This is a genomic window from Cupriavidus sp. PB-02, assembly GCF_058252315.1.
In genome coordinates, this window is record NZ_CM177694.1 from 1,446,705 (window position 1) to 1,468,550 (window position 21,846).

General features: G+C 62.4%; 32 protein-coding genes and 1 tRNA gene. 20 read left to right on the forward strand and 13 right to left on the reverse strand.

What is annotated here, in order from left to right; all coding sequences use genetic code 11:
- The 14 genes from AC10V3_RS06990 (at position 1) to AC10V3_RS07055 (ending at position 9,602) form a co-directional block, all read left to right on the forward strand.
- Positions 1-210 (forward strand): hypothetical protein, encoded by a 210-nt coding sequence (locus AC10V3_RS06990; protein WP_490923384.1) that lies wholly within the window; start codon positions 1-3, stop codon positions 208-210.
- The gene (locus AC10V3_RS06995; RefSeq protein WP_490923386.1) at positions 200-1,108 is read left to right on the forward strand and encodes a hypothetical protein; all 909 of its coding nucleotides are present in this window, start codon (positions 200-202) and stop codon (positions 1,106-1,108) included. The genes AC10V3_RS06990 and AC10V3_RS06995 overlap by 11 nt, the downstream gene beginning before the upstream one ends.
- On the forward strand, positions 1,108-2,202 hold the full coding sequence (locus tag AC10V3_RS07000) for a YncE family protein (RefSeq protein ID WP_490923388.1): 1,095 nt from the start codon (positions 1,108-1,110) through the stop codon (positions 2,200-2,202). The genes AC10V3_RS06995 and AC10V3_RS07000 overlap by 1 nt, the downstream gene beginning before the upstream one ends.
- Positions 2,199-2,744 carry a hypothetical protein gene (locus AC10V3_RS07005; protein WP_490923390.1) on the forward strand — a complete coding sequence of 182 codons (546 nt, stop codon included), beginning with the start codon at positions 2,199-2,201 and terminating at the stop codon, positions 2,742-2,744. Before AC10V3_RS07000 ends, AC10V3_RS07005 begins: the two co-directional genes overlap by 4 nt.
- Positions 2,744-4,198: a hypothetical protein gene (locus AC10V3_RS07010; protein ID WP_490923392.1), complete on the forward strand. Its 1,455-nt coding sequence runs from the start codon at positions 2,744-2,746 to the stop codon at positions 4,196-4,198. Before AC10V3_RS07005 ends, AC10V3_RS07010 begins: the two co-directional genes overlap by 1 nt.
- A complete protein-coding gene (locus AC10V3_RS07015; protein WP_490923393.1) occupies positions 4,195-4,650 on the forward strand; it encodes a hypothetical protein in 456 nt (151 codons plus the stop codon). The genes AC10V3_RS07010 and AC10V3_RS07015 overlap by 4 nt, the downstream gene beginning before the upstream one ends.
- Complete coding sequence (locus tag AC10V3_RS07020) at positions 4,651-5,535, forward strand: hypothetical protein (protein ID WP_490923395.1); 885 nt, start codon at positions 4,651-4,653, stop codon at positions 5,533-5,535.
- A gap of 175 nt (positions 5,536-5,710) precedes the next feature.
- Positions 5,711-6,883 (forward strand): hypothetical protein, encoded by a 1,173-nt coding sequence (locus AC10V3_RS07025; RefSeq protein ID WP_349609162.1) that lies wholly within the window; start codon positions 5,711-5,713, stop codon positions 6,881-6,883.
- Between the two features lie 10 nt (positions 6,884-6,893).
- Positions 6,894-7,703, forward strand: coding sequence for a phage tail fiber protein (locus tag AC10V3_RS07030; protein WP_490923396.1), 810 nt, complete (start codon positions 6,894-6,896; stop codon positions 7,701-7,703).
- 48 nt (positions 7,704-7,751) lie between these two features.
- Positions 7,752-8,006 carry a hypothetical protein gene (locus tag AC10V3_RS07035; protein WP_490923398.1) on the forward strand — a complete coding sequence of 85 codons (255 nt, stop codon included), beginning with the start codon at positions 7,752-7,754 and terminating at the stop codon, positions 8,004-8,006.
- Between the two features lie 189 nt (positions 8,007-8,195).
- On the forward strand, positions 8,196-8,483 hold the full coding sequence (locus AC10V3_RS07040; protein WP_490923399.1) for a glycoside hydrolase family protein: 288 nt from the start codon (positions 8,196-8,198) through the stop codon (positions 8,481-8,483).
- Positions 8,480-8,839 (forward strand): ubiquitination-like system serine protease family protein, encoded by a 360-nt coding sequence (locus AC10V3_RS07045; protein WP_490923401.1) that lies wholly within the window; start codon positions 8,480-8,482, stop codon positions 8,837-8,839. The genes AC10V3_RS07040 and AC10V3_RS07045 overlap by 4 nt, the downstream gene beginning before the upstream one ends.
- Entirely contained in the window at positions 8,836-9,372 is a 537-nt protein-coding gene (locus AC10V3_RS07050) for a DUF2514 family protein (protein WP_490923403.1), read from the forward strand. The genes AC10V3_RS07045 and AC10V3_RS07050 overlap by 4 nt, the downstream gene beginning before the upstream one ends.
- 2 nt (positions 9,373-9,374) lie before the next feature.
- A complete protein-coding gene (locus tag AC10V3_RS07055; RefSeq protein ID WP_490923404.1) occupies positions 9,375-9,602 on the forward strand; it encodes a hypothetical protein in 228 nt (75 codons plus the stop codon).
- Between the two features lie 113 nt (positions 9,603-9,715).
- Here the strand turns inward: AC10V3_RS07055 and AC10V3_RS07060 are convergent, their stop codons facing one another.
- The 6 genes from AC10V3_RS07060 to AC10V3_RS07085 form a co-directional block, all read right to left on the reverse strand.
- Positions 9,716-10,855 carry an acyltransferase family protein gene (locus AC10V3_RS07060; RefSeq protein ID WP_490923405.1) on the reverse strand — a complete coding sequence of 380 codons (1,140 nt, stop codon included), beginning with the start codon at positions 10,853-10,855 and terminating at the stop codon, positions 9,716-9,718.
- 271 nt (positions 10,856-11,126) lie between these two features.
- Positions 11,127-11,762, reverse strand: coding sequence for an ATP-dependent DNA ligase (locus tag AC10V3_RS07065; protein ID WP_490923406.1), 636 nt, complete (start codon positions 11,760-11,762; stop codon positions 11,127-11,129).
- 4 nt (positions 11,763-11,766) lie between these two features.
- Positions 11,767-11,988 (reverse strand): DUF2188 domain-containing protein, encoded by a 222-nt coding sequence (locus AC10V3_RS07070; RefSeq protein ID WP_349609180.1) that lies wholly within the window; start codon positions 11,986-11,988, stop codon positions 11,767-11,769.
- A 55-nt stretch (positions 11,989-12,043) separates the two neighbouring features.
- Positions 12,044-12,409, reverse strand: coding sequence for a hypothetical protein (locus AC10V3_RS07075; RefSeq protein WP_490923408.1), 366 nt, complete (start codon positions 12,407-12,409; stop codon positions 12,044-12,046).
- Positions 12,410-12,425: 16 nt separating this feature from the next.
- Positions 12,426-12,716: a DUF2471 family protein gene (locus AC10V3_RS07080; protein ID WP_490923409.1), complete on the reverse strand. Its 291-nt coding sequence runs from the start codon at positions 12,714-12,716 to the stop codon at positions 12,426-12,428.
- A gap of 215 nt (positions 12,717-12,931) precedes the next feature.
- Positions 12,932-12,999 (reverse strand) — tRNA-Pro (locus AC10V3_RS07085).
- Between the two features lie 65 nt (positions 13,000-13,064).
- On the opposite strand from AC10V3_RS07085, the gene AC10V3_RS07090 reads away from it, so the two are divergent.
- Positions 13,065-14,018 carry an HNH endonuclease gene (locus AC10V3_RS07090; protein WP_490923410.1) on the forward strand — a complete coding sequence of 318 codons (954 nt, stop codon included), beginning with the start codon at positions 13,065-13,067 and terminating at the stop codon, positions 14,016-14,018.
- Positions 14,019-14,161: 143 nt separating this feature from the next.
- Here AC10V3_RS07090 and AC10V3_RS07095 read toward each other — a convergent pair whose 3' ends face one another.
- Positions 14,162-14,440 carry a hypothetical protein gene (locus AC10V3_RS07095; protein WP_022534413.1) on the reverse strand — a complete coding sequence of 93 codons (279 nt, stop codon included), beginning with the start codon at positions 14,438-14,440 and terminating at the stop codon, positions 14,162-14,164.
- A 302-nt stretch (positions 14,441-14,742) separates the two neighbouring features.
- Between AC10V3_RS07095 and AC10V3_RS07100 the strand changes: the two genes are divergently transcribed.
- Positions 14,743-14,964, forward strand: coding sequence for a hypothetical protein (locus tag AC10V3_RS07100; RefSeq protein ID WP_022534415.1), 222 nt, complete (start codon positions 14,743-14,745; stop codon positions 14,962-14,964).
- A gap of 317 nt (positions 14,965-15,281) precedes the next feature.
- Here the strand turns inward: AC10V3_RS07100 and AC10V3_RS07105 are convergent, their stop codons facing one another.
- A complete protein-coding gene (locus tag AC10V3_RS07105; RefSeq protein WP_490923668.1) occupies positions 15,282-16,289 on the reverse strand; it encodes an RNA-guided endonuclease InsQ/TnpB family protein in 1,008 nt (335 codons plus the stop codon).
- Positions 16,290-16,335: 46 nt separating this feature from the next.
- Positions 16,336-17,601: an IS256 family transposase gene (locus AC10V3_RS07110; RefSeq protein WP_022540107.1), complete on the reverse strand. Its 1,266-nt coding sequence runs from the start codon at positions 17,599-17,601 to the stop codon at positions 16,336-16,338.
- A gap of 640 nt (positions 17,602-18,241) precedes the next feature.
- Here AC10V3_RS07110 and AC10V3_RS07115 point away from each other — a divergent pair.
- Entirely contained in the window at positions 18,242-18,940 is a 699-nt protein-coding gene (locus AC10V3_RS07115) for a GDSL-type esterase/lipase family protein (protein ID WP_349604708.1), read from the forward strand.
- Positions 18,941-19,117: 177 nt separating this feature from the next.
- Here the strand turns inward: AC10V3_RS07115 and AC10V3_RS07120 are convergent, their stop codons facing one another.
- The 4 genes from AC10V3_RS07120 to AC10V3_RS07135 all read right to left on the reverse strand — a co-directional run bounded on the left by AC10V3_RS07120 (position 19,118) and on the right by AC10V3_RS07135 (position 20,656).
- Positions 19,118-19,411 carry a hypothetical protein gene (locus tag AC10V3_RS07120; RefSeq protein WP_022534418.1) on the reverse strand — a complete coding sequence of 98 codons (294 nt, stop codon included), beginning with the start codon at positions 19,409-19,411 and terminating at the stop codon, positions 19,118-19,120.
- Positions 19,412-19,414: 3 nt separating this feature from the next.
- Positions 19,415-19,663, reverse strand: coding sequence for a hypothetical protein (locus AC10V3_RS07125; protein ID WP_349604706.1), 249 nt, complete (start codon positions 19,661-19,663; stop codon positions 19,415-19,417).
- A gap of 174 nt (positions 19,664-19,837) precedes the next feature.
- Positions 19,838-20,353, reverse strand: a complete 516-nt coding sequence (locus AC10V3_RS07130; protein WP_041681327.1) for a cupin domain-containing protein — start codon at positions 20,351-20,353, stop codon at positions 19,838-19,840.
- Between the two features lie 42 nt (positions 20,354-20,395).
- Positions 20,396-20,656 (reverse strand): hypothetical protein, encoded by a 261-nt coding sequence (locus AC10V3_RS07135; protein ID WP_022534421.1) that lies wholly within the window; start codon positions 20,654-20,656, stop codon positions 20,396-20,398.
- Between the two features lie 214 nt (positions 20,657-20,870).
- Here AC10V3_RS07135 and AC10V3_RS07140 point away from each other — a divergent pair, with 214 nt between their 5' ends.
- The 3 genes from AC10V3_RS07140 (at position 20,871) to AC10V3_RS07150 (ending at position 21,812) form a co-directional block, all read left to right on the forward strand.
- Positions 20,871-21,254, forward strand: a complete 384-nt coding sequence (locus tag AC10V3_RS07140) for a hypothetical protein (protein ID WP_041680993.1) — start codon at positions 20,871-20,873, stop codon at positions 21,252-21,254.
- Positions 21,255-21,298: 44 nt separating this feature from the next.
- Positions 21,299-21,532: a hypothetical protein gene (locus AC10V3_RS07145; protein ID WP_022534423.1), complete on the forward strand. Its 234-nt coding sequence runs from the start codon at positions 21,299-21,301 to the stop codon at positions 21,530-21,532.
- A gap of 91 nt (positions 21,533-21,623) precedes the next feature.
- Positions 21,624-21,812: a hypothetical protein gene (locus AC10V3_RS07150; protein ID WP_022534424.1), complete on the forward strand. Its 189-nt coding sequence runs from the start codon at positions 21,624-21,626 to the stop codon at positions 21,810-21,812.
- Positions 21,813-21,846 lie beyond the last annotated feature (34 nt).

Consider the following 21,846-nt stretch of genomic DNA (forward strand, 5'->3'; position numbering starts at 1 on the left):
ATGCTATCCAACCCTCTGCGCGCAGACGCGACCGCCATCGTGGTGTTCGAAGGGCCGCCCAACGTGGCTGTCACCTGGACTGTTGCCAGCGGGGCTGGTGTCGTGACGCCGTTTGCCCCCCAGACGGATGCTAGCGGGCGAGCGTGGGCGAAGTATGACCCGGCTGGGATCGCTGGGGCGGCCGTGATCGAGGTGCAGCATGGCACTTGAGCTTCTCGCCGGCCCCTTCGATATCAAGGACGCGAGCGGAGCGATCCTTACTGGCCTGCCCACTTATGGCAACTCGTTCTATGACGACGATGTCGGCTTTTACGCTGGCGCCCTGCATGTCGTGCAGCTGGATGGGCGGGCATATCGACGCGCATCTCAGGAGAATTCCAGCAACTTCACTTTGGATCTGCAGAACCCGGGCGAGTATCTGATCCATGAGTCGCTGACGGAGAGCCGCCTCTACAAATTCAACAAGCGCTGCGGAACCATTGGGGAGATCGTCGTCGACAGCGCGGTCACGAATTATGTTGCCGGAACTCAGGTGCGGACACCAGACCGGTATCTGAACGTGTCCGGCACGAACGTGCGATACAAGCCGCTGACGCTCGTCGGTGGCTGGACCTACGAGGCCAGCCTGACCGGAGATGTTTCCGGTCCAATGACCGTTTCGCGCACTCGCGATGCCAACGTCCTCGCCATAGCGTTCGGCAATGGAACTGTCCTCTTCTACGACTGGGTCCAGAAGCAGCAGGTTTCCGGTGCCGCCTACGTTGGCGCAAACGCCGGCGTCTGGTACAGCCCGCGGCACGACATCTACGTGGCGCTTGCCAGTGACAAGCTGAAGGTCTTCGCCAGCACGCCGCGCCCTGCCACGCTTTCGAACCCGGTTGCGGTCACGCCGCTGGTCAAGGGACGGGCAAGCGTGCTCAAGGCGAGAGCGCTTGGATCGAACAGCGAGCCTTGTCCGGGTGAGCTGGTCGACTGGTCGCTGACGGGGCCTGGGAGCCTGGCCATTGACCAAAGCATGACCGACGGCGACGGGTGGGCGTGGAACACGTATGTGGCGCCGATGGCTGCTGGCGGCTCGCCGGTTATCGGCGCGGAGCTGAGGTTCTAATGTTCCGCCAGATATTCCAGTCCAGCCCAGTCCAGTATCGGCTGCCAGCCGAGTGGGACGGCATCCCGAACGGCGGAGGGCTGCAGGCGCTGTACAACGGCTATCTGGTGACGCCGCCGCGAATCTATGCCGAGGAGATCAACAGGGTCGATGGTCTGTTCGTTGCGCAGGAGAAGACCCCGACGGCCGACGCGGTGATCTACGTTGTCGGCTGGACCAATCGTATCTACTGGCCAGGATGGGAGCGGCTCTGGTGGAAGTTCAATGCCGTCACCGGGGAATTCATGGGGCGCGGCCCGACGCCGACGACGTACTACGACTTTGACGTCTTCCAGGCGCGCGATGGATCGCTGTGGCAAATTTCAGTCCTCGGCTCATTCTTCGAGGTTGATCCCATCAATTTCGCCGAGATTGCCGGCACCCGGCGCGAGCCTAGCGAATTCGGCGCCATATTCGTCAGTATTCCGATGATTGACCGGCCGCAAAACCTCGCCGTGCTCGTCACAAACAATGAGTCCGGGTTGAGGCAGATCGGGGTCTACAACCTGACCACCGGTGCGCTCATCCGGCGAATCAGTGTTTCGGGTTCCCCTGTAGACATCCTGCCGGAAGATGAGCGGCGCTGCTATGTGTTCACCTCAGAAGGGCTGCTGAACCTGGTGGACTACACCACGGGGGAGGTGCTGCACACTTTGCGCTCACCCGCGCCCACGTCCGGGGATGTCAATTTTGCGTGGGATCGCGTCTATCGGCGCCTGCTGGCGTTCCAGACCGTCCCGAACGCAGCAGATGGGGCTTGCCTGTCGACGATCCGAGGATGGTACCCGGTTCCGCTGGCGGTGCACCTGACCGCGCCAATACCGCTCCAGGCACCGCGCAAAGGGCGCGATGTGCCCGTGCTTGTGCGCACGGTCGGCGATGTGGGGGAGCCAGTGGCTGGGGTATCCGTTCAGGTTGCCGCCACCGGCGATGGCTCGATCGCGCAGTATCCGGCTGGCTCAGATGTGCACGGGGACGTCATCGCGAAGGTCCGCTGCAGCGCTCCCGGCACTGTCAATGCGACTGCAACTGCAACTGTGGAGGACGGGCTTTGACCACCTTGACCAGCTCGGCCACCTTCTCTGTGGGGGACGCGTCGACAGCGACGGAGCAACTGGCAATTGTCATTCTGCCGGCCGTTGCAGCGGCCTCCGGGAAGGGCAGGTTGATCCATCCGACGCTGGGGACATACGACTATGCGCGGGCGCCGGATCAGTGGACCAACATGGACGCCGACGCGATCATTGCGCCGACATGGGCCAGCACTCGTACGCTTGGCGGCGCGGCGAACACGCTCTGGCAGGGCAAGCTGCGCGACGTCGAGGTGCTGGAGCGCTGGAACGCCGATGGCGGCCTCTCGATGACGGTAGACCAGCTGCGCATGCTGGTCTCGCACTGGACGAATCCACCGGATCCCGCGGTCGCCCGTGTCAAGTGGTACCCGAGCTATGTGAACGGCAACGGTTACGAGGTGGCCATGGTCTCGCTGGCTTCCGGCGGCGGGGAGGGGATCACGCTGAACCATGTCATCTTCAATGAGGCGGGCTACGTGAATTTCGACGTCGAGCTCCGCCTCCGAATCTTGGGGAAGCTGTAATGGACGCGCGCTGGTACCCAGTCGACAAGGATGCGCTCCGCACGGTGGCGCTGATCCTGCACCCATCGGCGTCCATTCGTGACGTTCGGGTCGGTGTCGCCACTGATGCGTTCGACCTGTCGGACTACGTGTCTGAAACGCTGCGGCAGTCTCCACGCGAGCTGTCCGCTTCGCTCGCCTGGCACACGGAACTCTACGGTGCGACCCAGCCGAAGGCCGGCCAGGTGATCGAGGTGCAGCTGAACGGCCAGATCCTATGGCTGGGCATCATCGAATCGGTGAACGACTATCGTTTGGAGCGAGGAACCCGCCGCCTGACATTGACCGCCCGCAGCCCGGACGCGACGCCGGCTTGGCGCAGCGTTCGCCGGGTGACCGACTTCTTCCCGGTGGCGACGCCCCTGACAGAGATTGCGCGCCAAATTGGGCGCGCGCTCGGGTTGAACGATGACGAGATCAGCCTGCCGCAGTCTCCGGTGACGACGATGCACAGCAACACGCAGTTGGCCGACCTCACCGCCTGGGACATGCTCGAGCAGATCCTGCTTCCGCTGGGGCTTGCTCCGCGGTTCGATGGCCTTGGCCGGCTGGCGACCCAGTCCCGTGAGCTCGGCCGGGCGGCGGACATCGTCCTCGACGAAACCCGCATCATCTCGGTCAATGGTGGCCGGTCGGTGCCGGCGCTCTCCAGCGTCCGGCTGAAATGGCTGGATCCGCAGTTGACCAAGGTGGCTCAACAGGATGCCAAGCTGGCTGACGCGACTATCACGGCGGGCTTCTTTCAGTTGCACCAGCGCAAGAGCATCACCTTCTCCGACGACGCGACGCAGCGCGCGGAAAACACGCGTCTGGTCATCAAGCAGTCCGCCAACGGCGGCCTGTTGCCCGTCTGTGACGAGGAGTACAAGCAGCTCACCACGACGAGCGGCGAAATCTTGCTGACTACGGTGGCTTGGGCGCCAACGCTGGTGGGCTTGATCCTCGCCATGAAGGTCTATAGCGCCCTCCCGGACATCGCGCCGCCTTTTGGCGGGCCGACGGCGCCGGTCGGCAAGGTTGTCCACGGCGCGGCCGAGTTGGTGGTGCTGCTGATCATGGCGTCCATCGGTACCGGTATCTACGAGGTCTGGGGTACCCCATATGACTTCGTGCATGGCCGGAACACCACGGAGGCGAAGAACGGGGCCGCCTCGATCTGGACAGAGAACATCGAGGACATCGAGAACGACCTGATTGTGAACGAGGCCCACGCGCAGGCAGTCGCTGTCCGCGAGCTGGCTTTCCGGGCGCGCAGTGCCACGTCGTGGGGCGCTTCGATTGTCGATGACCCACGAATCGAGCCCGGCGACATCCTGCAGCTTCCTGACGGTACCCGTTTCTTCGTGACCGACTACACCCGCAACCTGGCGCGTAACGCGCCAGCGGTGCTCGATCTACAGGGGTTTGTCGCATGAGCATTCTGACCAATCTCGTTTCGGCGCAGATTCGAGACGCCAAGGCCGAGCTGGACGGCAAGATCCTGACCCGGCCGATGCTGCTGGTGACCGACGGCCTGAACACCATCTACGCGGTCGACGTCGATATCGGCGAGAAGGATCCGCTGCGCAACGTTCCGATCGCACGCGGCAATGACGAGCTGCTTTATGCCGACACCGGCAACGCCTGCCGGTTGCGTCGTACGGCCACTGGCCAGTATGAGGTGTTCGGCTTCTCAAAGGAGCTGCCCGGCACCTACACGCTTGTCACGGTGAACCTGGAGGACCTTTCGGTCGGATCCATTACCGATCTCACGATCGAAGGGCGGCCGCTGACCTATGGTGAGCTGGCCGCATACGGCGGATATGGCGCAGTGCCCTATGGCTCCTCGGCGATCTTCCGGGGCGGCGTTCTTCAGGAGATTCGCTAAGTGAGCATCGAACTCGCATCCCTATCCACCGGCGATACCGCCTATATCGCCAAGCACAACAGCAACTACAGCATCATCAAGGGCGCCATCGATGCGCTCCAGGCTGCTACTCAAGGCGGAGCTTCAAGTGCAGCGACTGCGGTCACTGCATTCGAGGGAATGTTTGGCACCGTGGCCTTAATTGGCTATGGGAGCTATGCGACATCGACAAGTGGGTCAAACCTCACGCTGCAACCCGGCTACACCTGGCGCAACTCCTTCTCGAAGGTCTTGCAGATGGTGAGTGCCGCAACGCTGAGCTTCTCTGGCAAATCAGCGGCAACTTATTACATCGAGGTAGATGCCGGCGGTCAGCCGAACGTGGTGACCACCTCGGTGGAGCCGATCTACTCGGTTGCATGGACCGGATCGGCCTTCGGCACAATCACGCGGCTGGCTGCCGTATTTCCGACCGCTCTCGACTTCCATACTGCACTGAACTCGACCGCGATGGGCGCGACCTATCAGTCCCTCGATGCGCTCCTCGAGGCGATCGCGGCCGCGGCGCTCGCCGGCGCGAAGCCGTATGTGCCTGAGATCAAGAGCGTTACCTACGCCGGGACGATCACCGCCGACTTCTCGGATGCTGACGTCATCCGCATCACGCTGGGCGGGAATCCTACGATCACGCTCGCTGGTGCCGCCGACGGGCAAAAGTGTGTGCTCGAACTCAAGCAGGACGCGACCGGCGGGCGCACCGTGACGTGGAGCGCGAACGTGCGCTACGGCACGGACCTACCGTCCATCACGCTCTCCACGGCCGGCGGCGCGCTCGACCGGATCGGCTTGATCTACAACACTGCCGCGGCGAAGTATGACGTCGTGGCAATTTCTCGCGGCTTCTGATATGGCGCTCACTACCTTTGGCAACCAGACATCGGGCGGCACTGGCGTCCAGATGCCTCCCGGCAACAACAAGGCCGTCTGCCGGTTTCAAGACAGCAACGCAACCTCAGTGGCCTGGCTGGGCATCCTCGAGAGTGGGGCGGCCAACGTGCCCTACCAGTCGGGGGTGTAAGGCATGGGCGCCAAGATCAACTTCGGCCAGCAGGTTACAGGGGGCTTGCTGGCCCAGCTCCCCCCGGCCAATAACAAGGCCGTCTGCCGCTACCAGAACACCACCGGCCAGACCGTGATGGTCGACAAGGTCTGGGTCAACTGGGGCTCGGCCATGGCCAGCAACCACTTCAAGGCGGTGATCTACAGCGATGTCGGAGCCGTCCCCAGTGCGCTGTTGCGCAGCTCGCCGGAGAGCACCGGGCACACCACCGGATGGCATCTGTTCACGATCTCGCCGGCTTTGGAGGTGGCAGCCGGGGCGTATGTGTGGGCCGGTGTCATTGCCGATGCCACCGACCTGACCGGACTGTGCTTCGCTGCCGGGGCGATCTATTACAACTCGGACACCTACTCCGATGGCCCCAGTGCCACCTTTGGCACCCCGACTATTGCCTCCGGCTACACCTACCCCATCGTGCTGGAAGGCGATGACGGACAGCTGCGCTTTGGGCGTTCCTCGGTGGATGCGGGTTCGGGCACCTACCAGACCGACCGGGAGCACGGGGAGAAGTTCGTGCTGGGGGGGGCGGACACGGTCTTGGTGGAATCGATTTCGACCTATATCAAGACCACCTCGGCCACCGTGAAGTGCAAGGCGGCCATCTTTGCCGACAATGCTGGTACACCGGGAACTAAGGTCGCCCAGACGGTCGAGATCACTGGCACCACCGCCAACTCATGGGTAACGCTGGCCTTCTCCAGTCCGGTGTCCGTGGCTCCTGGCACTTACTGGCTTTGCTTCATTGCCAGTGAGAACCTGTCCACGCCGACTGTCCCGTTCAACACCAACCTGATGGCGGATGGTCTGGAGACAGAAGCTTCAGCTTGGACCAGCCCATCTACGCTCCGGGATGTCATTGGGGGGCAAGGCATTGACATTTATGCCACCTATACAGCGGTCGCGCCTGGGGAAACGCCGATCGCCGGTAGTGCGCCTGCAAGCTTGTCCGGTATCGCAAATCTGGCGCTAGGTACTCAGCTCACTGGCGAGGCTCCAGCTTCGATTGAAGGCATTGCAGACCTCGATGCCGGTACACCTTTAGCAGCAGTCGGGCGTATCGATGCCACGCCGCGCGCCCGTTTGGCAGGGGCAGGAGTCACCCCGGGCGTCGGCAACTTTTTCCTGCTTTTCTGAGGATTGACACATGAGCCTTTCCAACTATACCGAAGCCGCAATTCTCAACCACTTGCTGCGCGCCACCAGCTGGACCAAGCCGATCGCGCTCTATGTCGCGCTCTTCACAGGGGATCCAGGCGAAGCGGGGAGCATGGCGCAGGAGGTGACCGGCGGCAGCTACGCCCGCGTTGCCCGCGGCCCGGGGGATGCCTCGTGGGCGCTGCCAGTCAGCGGGGACAAGACTTTTACCAATGCCGCAGCGGTCACGTTCCCAGCGCCGACAGCGGCATGGGGCACCGTCACGCACTTCGGTATCTGTGACGCCTCGACCGGCGGCAACGTGCTTGCCTCTGGCGCACTCGACACCGCGACCGTTATCGGCAGCGGTGCACCGGCTCCGAGCTTTGCTGCGGGCGACCTTCGCATCGTCTTTTCGGGGCACCTCTCCGACGCGCTCATTTCGGCGATCGGCACGCACATGCTGCGCACGGGCAGCTGGACGGCGCCCTCGGCAATCTACGCGGGGTTGCTCACCAGTGTGGCCGGGGCCGGCGCAGGTGCGGAGATCTCGGCTGGTGACTATGCCCGCAAGGCAGTTGGCCCCAGCACGGGAGCCTGGGCGGCGCCTCACGCGGACAACGGCTGCAGCAACGCGGCCCAACTCCTTTGGCCGAGCCCTGCTGTCAACTGGATCGATGCCGAGAAGGTCGTGCTCTTCGACGCTTTGACTGCAGGCAATGCTCTGCTGACGATCCCGCTCGCTGCGAACCGCTTGCTCCCGGCCGGTGCGCTGCCACCGAACTTCCCGCCGGGAGCGCTGCAGGTCGTCGCCACCTAATTTCAGTGACGTACCGCCTATTGGCGGCTTTAGACGGGGATCAACACCATGAACGAAGAGAACTTTCAGGCGTTGGTAGCACGGGTCAACACAATCGAGTCGGAGCTGAAGCTCAACACCGAGGCGACCGCCCGAGTCGAGTCGAACACTGCGGACATTGTCGAGGCCTTCCAGGCAGCAGCCGGAGCATTCAAGGCGCTGAACTGGATCGGCAGAATCGCGCGCCCGGTGAGCTATGTCGCGGCCGCGGTGGCTGGAGTATCGGCTGCTTGGTCCGCCATCAAGGGCGGAATAGGCCGATGAAATCCGCTATGCGCAATCGCTTGGTTGCCGTTGTCGGGGCGGTGGCTGCCACTGTCCTCATGAACCTCGTGCCAGCGAACGAGGGCACGGTCTACAAGACATATCGGGACATCGGCGGCGTTCTGACTTACTGCACGGGCGCCACAGAGGATGCACAGTGGGGCAAGACCTATACGCCCGATGGGTGCCGTGCGCCAGCTTGAGAAGGACCTGGCGCGGCATGCCGAAGGCGTCATGGCTTGCGTGCACGTGCCCCTGACGGACGGGCAGAAGGTGGCTTTCGTCGATACCGCATACAACATCGGCGTGGACGCCTTCTGCAGCAGCAGCATGGCACGCAAGGCGAACGCGGGCGATATGGCCGGTGCGTGTGCGGCGCTGTCACTCTGGGTCAACGTCAAAGGCAAGGTGGTGCGTGGGCTCGTGGCGCGGCGCCAAATAGCCCGAGCGTTCTGCGAAGGGAGGAAGGCCACATGAGCAAAGCAAAAATCCACCGCGACGGCGAAGGCCGCTTCTACGGCATCCAGATCCGCTGCCCGGGGTGCCTGTACTCGAACGGCAGGCCGCAAGAACACATTCTGCCGATTGCGAATCCTCCCGCCGGCGAAGAGATGTCTCCGCACATCTCGTGGAAGGATCGCTGGGGGTTCAACGGCGACTACGATCGCCCGACATTCACACCGAGCCTGAATACCTGGTGGGGCGGGGAAGGGACGGGAATTCCCTTGCATCGCTGCCACTCGTTCATCACGGACGGCAAGATCCAATTCCTCGGCGACTGCACGCACGCGCTCGCCGGCCAGACGGTCGACCTTCCGGAGATGGAAGAGTGATTCCGATCTCCGCCAACATCCCATGGCGCGCCATCGGCGCCGGCGTCCTTGCCGCCGCGCTGTTCGCCGTCGGCTGGGCGGCCAACGGCTGGCGCAAGGATGCCGAGATTGCCGGCATCGAGGCGGACCGCGCCCGCGAGCGTCGCGATCAGGCGTTCGCTCAGGTCAAGGCGGTGGACGACGCCCGCGTCGAGGAACAACGCCGCACCGCGGCTCAAACGGAGATTGCCAATGCCGCTACGAAGGAACTTGAGGCTGCGCGCGATGACGCTCGCAGTGCTGGCGACGCTGCTGAGCGGCTGCGCGTGCGAGTTGCCCAGCTCATCGCGGCCGCCCGCGCCGCCGGCAATACCGCCGCTGCAGGCACAGGCCAGACAGCCGGCGACCCCCTCGATGTGCTTGCCTACATGTTCAGCCGGCTTGACCGCCGAGCGGGAGAACTTGCTGGGTACGCGGACTCAGCCCGTATCGCCGGCCAAGCCTGCGAGCGGTCATACGACGCCCTGACGAGTGGGGCGAAGCCGGGGAAGTGACCATGCGCCGATACCTCTGGAACCTGCTCATCTCGCTGGACCAGCTCGCCAACACCGTCGCGGGCGGCAGTCCCGACGAGACGATCTCAAGCCGGGCCGGCAAGGCCATGCAGCAGGGCAGGAGATGGGGCTGTATCCTCTGCCGATTCCTGAACTGGATTGATCGCGATCACTGCGCAAAGTCCATTGAGCCGGATGAGGGTGTCGACTCGGCGGTGAGCGCCGAATAGAAAAAGCCCTCCGCCTTTGAGGTCGAGGGCTGCAAGTGTTTCGGGCGGATTGCGAGAACCGCCCGTCAGCGATGATTGCTACAGGCATGGCAGCGGCATCGGAAGCTGCTACTTCAACGAGGTTGGCTTTGGCGGGGACTGTCGTGGCGATCCTGCGCAGTAGCTTCGTTGGTTTGACGGTTGAGCAAGCGTTGGAACAGTTTTCGCCCGGGGCTCTCAATTCCCTTGTGGCAGTAGTAGCTCAGTGTCACGACTGCGGCTAGTGTTGCGATCGTCGATATTGCTGCGGCACCGGGGATGGAAATTGAATGGAGGAGTCCTCCAAGTTGATACTGTGCGGCAACGAAAGGGTGGTGCAGAAGGTAAATCGAGTATGACCAAACGCCAAGCATATAAACTGCTTTACTGCTGAGGATTCTTGCCACAATGTTGTGCTTGTAGGATAGGCCAATTATCAAGACGGGAAAAATCAACACCACCGCTACGTCAGTGTCCTGCACGCACAGGAGGCCAATTACGGTAGCAGCAAGGGTGGTCGTAACTGTAGTGCTACCCACAATCCTTTCCATTTCTCCTGTCTGCCGAACACGATAAGCCAGGACGCCAAGCACAAAACCACTCAGGCATCGCACAATTGGGCCAATCGAATCGAACCAATATAGCGCGAGTGGGCCATCGCGGGTATCTTGTGAGCCCAACACGAGAGGCGAATCCATTACCGAAATCGCCACAAGTGCAGAGACGCAGATCAAGCCGGCAGCAACGGCGAATGCCCTACGGCTATACAGGACGTTTCGGACAATGAATGGAAATAGAAGATAGGCAGCCCATTCTGTGCTGATTGACCATGATGCCAACACAATCGGCATGGCTAGGCCCCATGCCTGCATCATGAGCAAATTCACTACGAAGACGAGTAGAAAATTACTCCCATAAAAACCCGTAACTCCCTTGAGCAGGATGAGCGTTGCCGTGGTAATAGTGAGGAGCAGATAGAGCGGGTAAAGACGTGCAATTCTCTTGATCAAGAAGGCACGATAGGCGATTCCGGAAAATCCGTTGCGAAACATCTCGGCGTAGGTCAATGCCATGACGAAGCCGCTCAGGACAAAGAACAGATCGACTGCTAGGTATCCGTGGAGGATGAACGTCGGAGTTTGTTCGTTGCCTATGGGTCTATGTACATGAAGGATTGCCACGTACATTGCAGCGATGCCTCGGAGACCCGTTAGTGACCTGATTTCGTTTTGCATTTTCGGCTCACCCTCGCTCTAAACTGGCGGATTCTGGCGGCCATGTTACGCGTTCGCTCACGAATCAGTACCATCCATTTGGCTGAGTCGTAGATGGGAGAGTTTCCCCTCGATAGGAGGGTGCCAGCGGACAACGCTGGCACGCGCGCACCCCGCGCGCCTCGACTCGCCTCTTTTGGCGACACGGCGCTGTGGGTCAACTACAAGCAATTTGGCGCGACGCCAATCCTGCTAATCGGCCTGGCGCTGATCGCCCGCAGCATCGTCAATGTCAGGCCAGCGGCTCGCGCGTGAACTTGCCCAGCCTGTGGTAGCCAGGCACCTTGATCTTGCGCCAATCGTCGGATGCGCCGCCCCGGTATAGGCTGCCGGCGCGCTTGGCGACGATGCCCTCCATGCCGAGGGCCCGCACATGCTGATAGAGCCATTCGCCATCGTCCACGGCGCTCACGTACAGTAGGCCCACGGTCACCCCGTCCAGCAGCTTCTGCAGCGCCGCTTTGCGTTTCTCGATGGGCCAGTCTCGGATGTCCCGCCCGCGCAGGACCAGAAGGTCGAAGGCGGCGAGGGCGACAGTGGGCGCGCCGCGATACCAGCGCCTGCGCAGGGCCCGCGCATGGAAGGCGTTGAAGTCGGGGCGGCCGATGTCATCGAACACCACCCCCTCGGCGTCGAGCACGCAGTCGGCGGGCAGGGCCGCCAAGGGGGCGTGCAGTTCAGGGAACCAGCTGGTGGCGTCGCCACCTTCACGCAGGCGTACTGCGGGGTTTCCCGTCCGCGCCAGCAGGCGATATCCGTCGTATTTCAGTTCGTAGAGCCAGTCGTCACCGTGCGGCATCACGCCGCGCTTGGCCAGCATCAGGGGGAAGCTGGCCAGGTTCAGGTGCGCGGCCTCGCGCGGCGGCATGGCGTCAGCCCTTCACATCGCGCGTGTCGTGGCCGAAGCTGTTGCGTTGGCGGATCTGTCCATCGCGGCCGTGGATCAGCAGCTCGACCTTCATCTGCTTTGCTCTCTCGGTACCCGCGGCAACGGCTGCTTCCTGGGTCTCGAACGTTTCCTTGCCATGGCCGCCTTCAACCTCAACGGCCCAGCCGTCACCGGCGGGTACAACGTGGATGTTCTGTCCAGGCATGGCTTGTCTCCTGAAGTTATGGAGCCAGTCTCCGCGCGCCGCGCGGGTGCCGGTATCAGTCGCCGTCCGACAGCGTGCCAGTGCGAGGTAGCGTTCGGTGCACCTTCTCAACCACCCGTCGATGCTTGTCCTGGGCCTCATTCCAGGTCGCGGAGTGGTAGGTGTGATCTAGGCCATTGCCCTTGAGGATGGTCCAGAACGTCGGCGGCTTGTCATCGTGCATGCTGGCCCAGCACGAGAAATAGGTTCGAACGACGACGCCATACTCCGGCAGCTCGTCGCGAAGTGCGTACTGCTTGCCGAAGCTGACCTCCCAGTCGACCTTGACACCGAAGTCGAAGACACGAACGGGGTTGCCGCTGTCGTCGAGGATATAGATCCGGTCCCAGTCCTCAGGGATGGAGTAGTCCGTCTTTTCCATGGGCCGACAGCGCGTGTCAGTTGACCCTGTCCCAGGCGTCCCGGATCGCGCCGAACGTGATCGGCAGCACGTCGCTGCCCGTGAAGTCAGCCGGGCTGTCGTCCTTGGGATATCCCAGCAAGGGCGACGCCTTGAGCATGCGCAACAGCGCCGGCGAGTGTTTGCCGGACTGGCCGACCTCGTGCATCAGCTCATCTTCGATCTGGTGAATCAGCTTCCAGGTCAGGATGCCGGCGGCACGGTGCTTGGCGACGATCGCAGGCGCGACTTCAACGATTGACGATTCTGCTGCTTTGATGTGGTCCATGGGCGTGGTTAGTACTGTATATGCATACAGTATAAATGCCGTTCGCACGGCGTGGGAAGGGGGATTCCGTCCGTATGGCTGTATGAAAATACAGCACTGTATGACCACTGTATTTTAGGGAACCCCGAAATTTTAATTAGGGAAGCCGTTAGGGAATGAAAAAAGCGGCTTAGACGTCACCGTCTAAGCCGCTGTTTCAATTGGGTTTTTCTGGTCGGGGCGACATGATTCGAACATGCGACCCTCTGATCCCAAATCAGAACGTCTGCCAAACTGCTGCCTCGGACTCGCTTAACTATGTGGCGTAAGGCTGGTATCGTTACGTCACATCTCGATTACGAATAAACCATGGCTTTTTACTGGGTTAATCAAGGGCAGTCTTACGAGGCTGAGCGGGTAGCGAATTGCCTCTGGGCACCTATGTGGGACAAGAAAGGTCGTACGCCGGCACACTGGGCAACCATGCAGGAACTTGTCCCAGGTGACATCGTCTTCAATCACTTTCAAGGTACGGTGAAAGGCTGGTGCGTTGTGGAATCGGCGGCAGTCAGTGAAGCCCGGCCGTATTCGGGATCGACCCGGTATGACCCTACTCTGGGGGGGCAACTAGCGCTCGCCACGTATGCTGTGGCCACGAAAGCGCTCTCTCGCAAAGAGTTGTTCGCCATTCCGGGTGTTGAGAGTGGGCTGAGGGAGAAGAGCCGGCCGAAGGTGATGAAGGGGCAAACTCAGCGGTTCAATAGCTTCTACTTGTGTGCGATTGATGAAGTGACTGGGGGGCTCATCCTTGCCGCTTTAGAGGGCAAATCGCCTGGGAGCCGGCCCGTAATCCCTAAGCCTAAGCTGTCTGCGACAACAGTGAAGCGATTGCATGATGCTCGTATCGGGCAAGGGCAGTTTCGCAGAGATCTGATGGATCGTTGGGGGGCAAAGTGTGCAATTACAGGGCTGGGCATCCTGGATTTGCTAATTGCGTCTCACATAAAGCCCTGGAAGTCCAGTTCCCATGATGAGCGGTTGGACGGGAGCAACGGGTTGCTTCTTGCGGCCGGCGTGGACAAGGCTTTTGATAAGGGGCTAATCAGTTTTGACGAAGACGGAAACCTACTTGCTGGGAAGCTCACGGGCAATGATCTTGCAGCCATTGGTCTGCACGAGGCGCCAGAGAGCTACCGGCTAGATGGGTTGACAGAATGGGAACTTAAATACTTGGCCCATCACCGGGATGTCATCTATGCATCCGGCAGTTCTTCTAATAAGAAGGGTGTTGCTACCCGGAGAGCCGCACGGAAGCGTGCCTGATTTGTACGCACACAATTAGAAAGGAAGCCTGGGAGACCGCTCTCAGCTTGGGTTTGCAGCGGTTAGCCCGGCTGCATGGGGTGCAGGTGGTCGGAGGTTCAAATCCTCTCGCCCCGACCAGTATTGACAAGGCCTAGCGAGTTTTACTCGCTAGGCCTTTTGTCTATTTTGGGCGCAAGTGTCTGACTTGACCGCTTCATGGCGACAGGTTTGACGTGCTCAACCTCTCGCGCCTTGGTGCAGTGCGCAGTGATTTCGGCGGTCGTGTGACCCGCCGATGCCTGGGCCGCCGCAGCACCTTCCTGCCGCCCCTTATCCGTCAGCACGTTCGCCCGCAGGTCCTGCAACTCCGACGTCATCTCAATCAGCATCCGCACGCCCGAATCATTCACCGCCTTGGCCGGATGATTGGCGTTCTGCACCGATAGCAGCGCCCGATACTTCTTGCTCGCGTTCGGCTTAGCATTCGAAATGCTTGTTCAAGAAGCGCGCGATATCCTTGGGTCCGACAGACGAGCCACTGGTCATCGACCAGAATGCAGATCTGCTGGCCGGTCGGGGCACATCGTGGATAGCCGCGTTCGAGCGTGACCTGGCACAGGACCTATTCGGCTTTCCGTTGGCGTATTAGCTCCCGGATCGGCGCACACCACGGCGCGGCCGAAGAGCATGGGGTGTTCTTTGGTCATGCTACGATCCAGAGACATTGGAAGAGGAGGCTGCCATGGAAGATGAGCTTTTTGCGACGGACACCCATGTGGCCCGGATAGCCGTGATGGAAACCGCTTCTGGACTGTTCAGAGGCTATGTGTATATCCGCCGGCTGGAAGAAGATCCCGATGCAGAAGTCCCACACCAAACCGTGGAGGATTTCCCAACGAGGGAGGAGGCGAAGGAGGCTGCGACATACCTGGCCACCAGGACGCTGAGAGAACTCGAGTTCTAAGTGGCCCCTCGGGAGTGGTATCAACGCGGGTCGCGTCGGTCATTACCTATACTTTCACAACGGTAAAAGCTGCGTTCGGAGCACCCGCACCGATGGCCTACCTGACCGGGAGATCGACATGGCAAGCTTAAGACTCTTCGTGCGCTCACTGGCGTTGTTGCCCCTGTTGGGGGTGGTTAGCTGCATCTCGGTCAACCGCACCGTCACCGAGCCGCCCGCGCCAAGCGGTCGTACGGTCGTGGTGCCGCCAGGTTCTACCGTGACATGCACGCCTGGTCCGTGCCAGGAGCGTTGACATCCTCTCCTCCCTAAAGTCCCTAAAGGGAGGAGATTCCCTCTGCAGGCGATCGATGTCCCGATCGGGCAAGGATATTTAGCGCAGCGTTCACATCGCGATCATGTACAGCACCGCATCGACTGCATACCCACTGCCTTATTCCAAGGTCTGCGATACCTTTCGGCCTCTCCGGCGGCATCGTGTCACACGAAGAGCAGACCTGGGTGGTGAAACGTTCGTCGACTTCCTCGTACCACGCGCCATGCGCAATCGCCTTGTACGCGAGCATTGTGCGGAAGGACGACCAGCCTGCATCGAGGACGGACTTCGCCATGCTGGTTCTGGCGAGGCTGGCGGCATTCACATTACCCACCGCGATGTAGTCGAAGTCCCGCACGATGCGATGCGAGAGCTTGTGCAGGAAGTCACGCCGCGCGTTGGTGATGCGCGCGTGGACGTTGGTGGCCTGTCGTTTCTTGCGCGCACGCTGCGCTTTGGCAAGGGCTTGCTCAAGTTGGCCAAGGTGGCGCGGATTCCCGATCTTCTCGCCGGTGGAGAGTGTGGCAAGGTCCTTCAAGCCCAGATCGATGCCGACGCCGCGTTCCGGGCAGCGGGCCTGAGTGTCGGCAACTTCAATCACGATGTTCAGGAACCAATTGCCCCGGGCGTCGCGCGAGAAATTCGTGCCGTCCTTGATCTTGCCCTCGGGAAGGGGCCTCGAGTTGAACACGCGAAATGTGCTGCCGGCAAAGCGGAATGCGTCGCCCGAGCGCTTGAGATCCCGGCCCTTGAGCGGCACCCAGCCGAGGGATCTGCGGCCGCGATAGCGCAAATAGGGCCGGCGATGCTGGCTACGCGACTTGGCGTACTGCTCGCAAACCGCATTGACGGTACCCGAATGGATGCCGAGTTCCTTGCTGCTGCCGGTCGTCAGCACGTTCAGATCGAAACCCGTAGGCCATTTTTTGCCCCATTTGAGCGCGTGCTTCTGCGTATCATTGCAGAAGTTCCAGACGTAGTTCACTACGCGGCTCTGCTGATTGAGCAGGAGATAAAGTCAAATCTGGTGTATGAAGGTTGATCGTGGCCGGTCATCAGGCGGCGAGTTTCTGCTGAACCGGCGGATTGTCTTGCGCCGGGGCACCGTCCTTGAAGGGGACGCCCTTCAAGAGCAGTTCGATGTGTTCGGCACCTTTGATGCGGCGCCATGTTTTCTCGGCTTCCTCGATCAGCTTGAAGGCCAGGCCAAGGAAAGTCGCTCGTGACACGCAATTGCGCGTGCGCGTCGTGCGGTGACGCACGGTCGCGAAGGTCGACTCAATCGCGTTGGTCGTGCGGATGTGCTGCCAGTGCTCGGCCGGGAAGTCGTAGAAGGTCAGCAGGCTGTCTCGGTCCTTGGTGAGCACGCCGGTGGCCTTGGGGTACTTGGCGCCGTAGATCGTCGCAAAGCGATCGAAGGCAGCATAGGCATCTGCCCTGGTGGCCGCCATCCAAATCGCCTGCAGATCTGCCTTGGCGCGGCCGTGCTGGGACTTGGGCAAGGCGTTCAGGACATTGCCCATCTTGTGGAACCAGCAACGCTGGGCGCGCGTGGCCGGGAACACCTCCTCCAGGGCAGCCCAGAATCCCATGGCGCCATCGCCGACCGCCGCCAGCGGGCCAGCCTGCAGGCCGCGGGATTTCAGGTCCAACAGTACTTCCACCCACGATGCCTTCGATTCCCGATAGCCGTCACCGATCGCCACGCGCTCCTTCCTGCCGTCTGGCGTAACGCCGATGATGACCAGCAGGCATTGCCCGTCCGATCCCTCGCTACGCAGACCCGTGTGGATGCCGTCCACCCACCAATACACATGGCGCGCCGCCGACAGATCACGCTGATTCCAGCTCGCATGCTCGTCTGCCCACTGCGCCTTCAATCGGCTCACCACGTTGGCCGATAGCCCTTTGGCATCCTCACCAAGCAGCACCGACAACGCCTCGCTCATGTCGCCTGTCGATACTCCCTTCAGATACAGCCAGGGCAGCGCTGCACTCACCCGCGGCGACTTCCTCACATACGGCGGCACGATCGCCGAGTTGAACTTCACGCCAGACCCGGACCGATCGCGCACCTTGGGCACCTTCACGGCAATCGGGCCGGCCCCCGTCAGCACCTCGCGCTCCGGGAGGTAGCCATTGCGAACCACGGCGCGCTGCCCGCTCAACGTCTTGACGTTACTGAACTGCTCAAGCAGCTCTGCCAGCTCCACTTCAATCGCCTCCTGGATGACCCGCCGAGCCCCGCGCCTGATCAGCTCCTCGAGCCCAAGCCCGATTTCCGATAGACCGACTGCTTCTTTCCCTTTATCCTTGCTCATGGTGGACCTTTCTTGTGCTGGTTTCCGATCTCGACAATCAGATTCTCAGCGGAAAGCTCCACCGCCCTCTACTCCGCGCCTCAAATTCCCCGCCCGTACACCAGTTTCGACTTTAGCTCATTGAGCAGGCCGTTCAGCGACTTCACCCGGTAGCGATAGACGAGAAGCATGCCGGCCATTCTAACTTGGGAATGCCGCCTGTCGGCGGCGCTCCTTTCACTCCCCGCCCTGAAAGGCCCTGGAGGCCCTGAAGGGCGGGGTTTCTCGGAGCAAGTCTGATGAAGTGATAGCCATTGGGCGCGTTGAATCCTGAGAAGACGGCAACGAGGTGCCTGCAGTCGCCGGCGCTGGCCCGAAATACATACTCGACCGTCTGGCCGTTGCTGGTGAAAACGCTCGCGGTGGCTTTGCGCGTGTCGGTTGCCGCAGCATTCGGAACGTTCATGAAGGGCCGTGCGTCGATGTCCGATGACTGGTGCATGGAGAATGGCCGGTAAGCAAAGCTGTCGAGTCTCTCCGCGCCACGGCGCGCCCACCTTGATGTCAGTCAATGCTGCAGTTTTGAGAGATTTCAGCCATGCGGCGACCTGTCGTTGCCGGTACAGTCCTCCGGTTCGGTCATCGTTGGAACTGGTTTTACATGCGAAACAAGCGATTAGCCTTATGCGTGTGCGTGGTCTTGCTGGTTTTTCTGCAGGCAGCCCGGGCGGCGCCGGGCGGCACTGACGAAGTTCTTGAATCCCGTCCTTACACCATGCGCGCGGCGCTGTTCAGCGCGCTGACCGCGCACCGCGACTTTGTGATGCTCGGTGACAGCATCACGGCGTCCGGCGAGTGGTCAGAGTTGCTGCCCGATGCAAGCATCGCCAATCGCGGCATAAGCGGAGACACGACGCTGGGCATGCTGGCGCGACTGGCGCCGGTCCTGTCGATGCGGCCTGCGGCGGTGTTTGTCATGGCAGGCATCAACGACCTGCGGCGCCGCCGGCGCAGCGTCGATGAGACCCTCGACACGTATCGATCCGTTATCGAAGCCATCTTGCGAGGCGGCTCCCGTGTGGTCGTGCAGTCGACGCTTCTTGTGAGGCTGCATGGGCGGGAAGACCTGAATGATTCGGTGGGGCGTCTGAATACCAAGTTGCGGGACTACTGCGGCAGCCAGGATGGGTGCGAGTTTGTCGACCTGAACCCAGCGTTGTCGCCTTGCGGCCGGCTCGCGTCCGCCTATACCGGTGACGGCGTTCACCTTAACGGCGCAGGCTACCTGCGCTGGTCTGCCGAGATCCGGGCGTTAGTCGGGCGCATCGCAGATTCGCAGTCCGCTTCGCCAATGCATTGAGGGGTGCCTCTTAGATGCCGCGCCGTTGCACCTATAGTTAGTGCTGCAGCAACCGTGACGCCACGACGGGACAAATGATGCGTCTCCTTTGTGGCAGATGCATCCAGTCTCCGCGCTGTGCCGCGCGACCGGTATCGGGCGCCGTCCGACAGGGATGTGTTGCCTGGTCGACAGCGCCTAGGGAGCCTGCTCGGGCTCCGCGCGGTAGGCCGACCAGAAATAGTGCGTGTACCTGCCGTGGCGTGCCCGTTTCTTTTCGATAAATAGCCGCACGGTGCCGGCATGGCCGGCATCGACCAGCACCTCGCGATGGCTGGGGCCGTCGCGCGTGGCGGAGCCGAGCGTGCGCAGCGCGGCGGCAATGTAGTGGCCCTCGATACGCGCGAGGATGCCGTTGGCGCCGGCCACCGGATAGCTGTCCGGCGCGTCCGGTGGCGCATGGCAGCGGGCTGCGAGCTTGCTGTTGCCCATGGCTCAGCTCCGGCCCGGGCTGACGCTGAGGCCTTCCCGCGTCAGGTCGACGTAAGGCAGGTGGCCGTAGGCGCGCAGGCGGCGGATGTCTTCACGTGCGGAAGCGGGGATGCCGGGGCGGCAGCCTAGGGCGCGGGTACTGATGTGGAAGGTGCCGCAGCTCGGGCAGGTGTAGCGGTAGCCGCGCGGCGCGGCGCGCAGGCGCTCGGCGGCGGCGCCGCAGACAGGGCAGTTGGCGGGTTCGGGTGACATGGGGCGCACAGGTCAGATACTGTATGGATATACAGTATAGCGCTGCTGCGCGAACTGTCGTCAGAAAAGGATACCCGGGTTCTTCGATCTTGGCGCCGTGGCGGCTTGACGTAGACTGGCGCCGCAGTACTCACCGGGCCGCCCGCACCCCGCCACGGCGGGCTGCTTTTTTTGTCAGGACCGCTGGCGCGCAAGCCGGCGCAGCAACGCGTCGTGGCCGCTGGCGAGGCCGGCAAGCGTGTCGCAGCTGGCCAGCTCGAATTCGCTGAACTGGAACGCGGGCGCAACGGTGCAGCCGACCAGTGCAAAGTCGGCGCCATCGCCCGGGTCCACGCGCTCCGCCGCAAACCAGTGGCCCGCCGGCACCATCGCCTGGAAAGCCGCGCCGGCATGCCGCAACGGATCGCCCAGACGGTGCGTGACGATGCCGCCGGCCGCGATCACGTGCAAGTCAACCGGCGAGCCCGCGTGAAAGTGCCAAAGCTCATCGGAATAGATGCGATGCCAGGCGGAATAGTCGCTGCCGCACAGCATGTAGTAGATCGCGGTGGAGGCCTCGCGGGTGCGCCCGTCTTCGTCGACGAGGCGCTGCTGGCTGCGATAGGTTTCGCGGTAGTAGCCGCCTTCAGGGTGCGGCTTCAGGTCGAGCGAGCGGATCAGTTGCGTGGCCGCGGGACTGGGATCTGACATGTCGGCATGGTGGTGGCGCATCTTCGATGCGGGGCCCATAGCTTAAAGCAGGGCAAAGCGTGCCTGGCCCGGGCCGACCAGCGCCGGGCGGCTGACCGGGTAGCGATGGCGCGTGCCGTGCGCGTCGAAGGACAGGAAGTCGGGCGTCCAGCGCAGCGCCTGCAGCTGCTGTGGCGCGATGCCGTGGACGATGATGGCGCCAGCGTCCACGCGGACGCCGTCGCAGGGCAGGCGTACGGATTCGGCGTCGTCGCCAAAGTAATAGGCCTCGAGCAGGATGGAATCGGACGGGTACAAGGGCATGGGGAGGCGTCATTCCGATACTGTATGAATGTCCAGTATAGTCGTCGCCTGCGGTTCGGTCATCCCCACGATTCTCAATTTCGCGCGCGTCCCACCTGCCTGCGGGGGCGACGCGGCAAGCGGTGTGGGCCTGTCTTGGTATAACCTGAAATCGATGCCGGGCCGACACCCTTGTCGTGCCAGCAGGACCGGCAGTGTCGCTACGGGAGATGCCATGGCGGAGTGCGGAAGCAGGGCTTGCTGGTTTGGGCTCGGTATTGTGCTGGGTGCGGCGGTGGGCGGTGCCTGCGCGATGCTCGTGCGCACGGCCGTGGCGCAGGCGCGGATGCAGCCGGATGCACCGGTGGTGCCGTCCGATCCCACCGCGGATCGTGCGTTGACCGATGCCGCGACCGACGTGGTCGAGTATCGCGGCTTCGTGGTCCACGTGTTTTGCCACGCGCTGGGGCCGGAGCGTTTCAAGGCCGTATGCGATATCTGGGAGGCTGGCGCCGTGGTGCTGGAGGGCGGCGGGCCGCCGGCCACGCACGCGACGCCTGACAAGGCGCGCGCAGCCGCTATCGAGTGGGCCCGGCAATGGGTGCAACGCAATGGCTAGCGAGCCGCCGCCCGCGGCGACCATCGCCCTGACAGGAGCTGCCGATGCACGCCTGTGACCTGTGTCACCAGCTGGTGGGCGAACCCTCGAGCGTGCCGCCGCACGAGAACCTGGCGGCGTCGGGCATCGCGGCCAGGAGCAACCGCTGCAAGGTCGACAGTCGCTGGCGCTGCACCGGCTGTGGCGCATGGATGTACCAGAGCACGGCGCTGGGCGAGCCGCCAAATGTGTGGCGCATGGGGACGCGCCCGGACGACTGGCCTGATAATCGCGGCTGAGTTGGCGTGGCCGCCCCCGCAAATCGGCGGACGGCCACGCCCGGATCGCGCCCCGGCTCAGCCGCTCGGGCGCTTGTTAAAAGGAGAATTCATGTTTGTTTGTGGGAACCAGGCTTGCGGCGCACGCTGGGAGCCGGATGAAGTGCAGATCCGCAATGAAGGGCAGGGCCCGGTATTCCGCTGCCCGCAATGCGGAGCACGCAACCACGTCGAGGCGCGCACGGCGCGCGACGGCCGCACGGTCTACCGCCAGGTGTCCGCAAAGCCGGCGCCGCGCTAGCCTCGACCGGCGGCTAACCGTGCCACCCCACGCC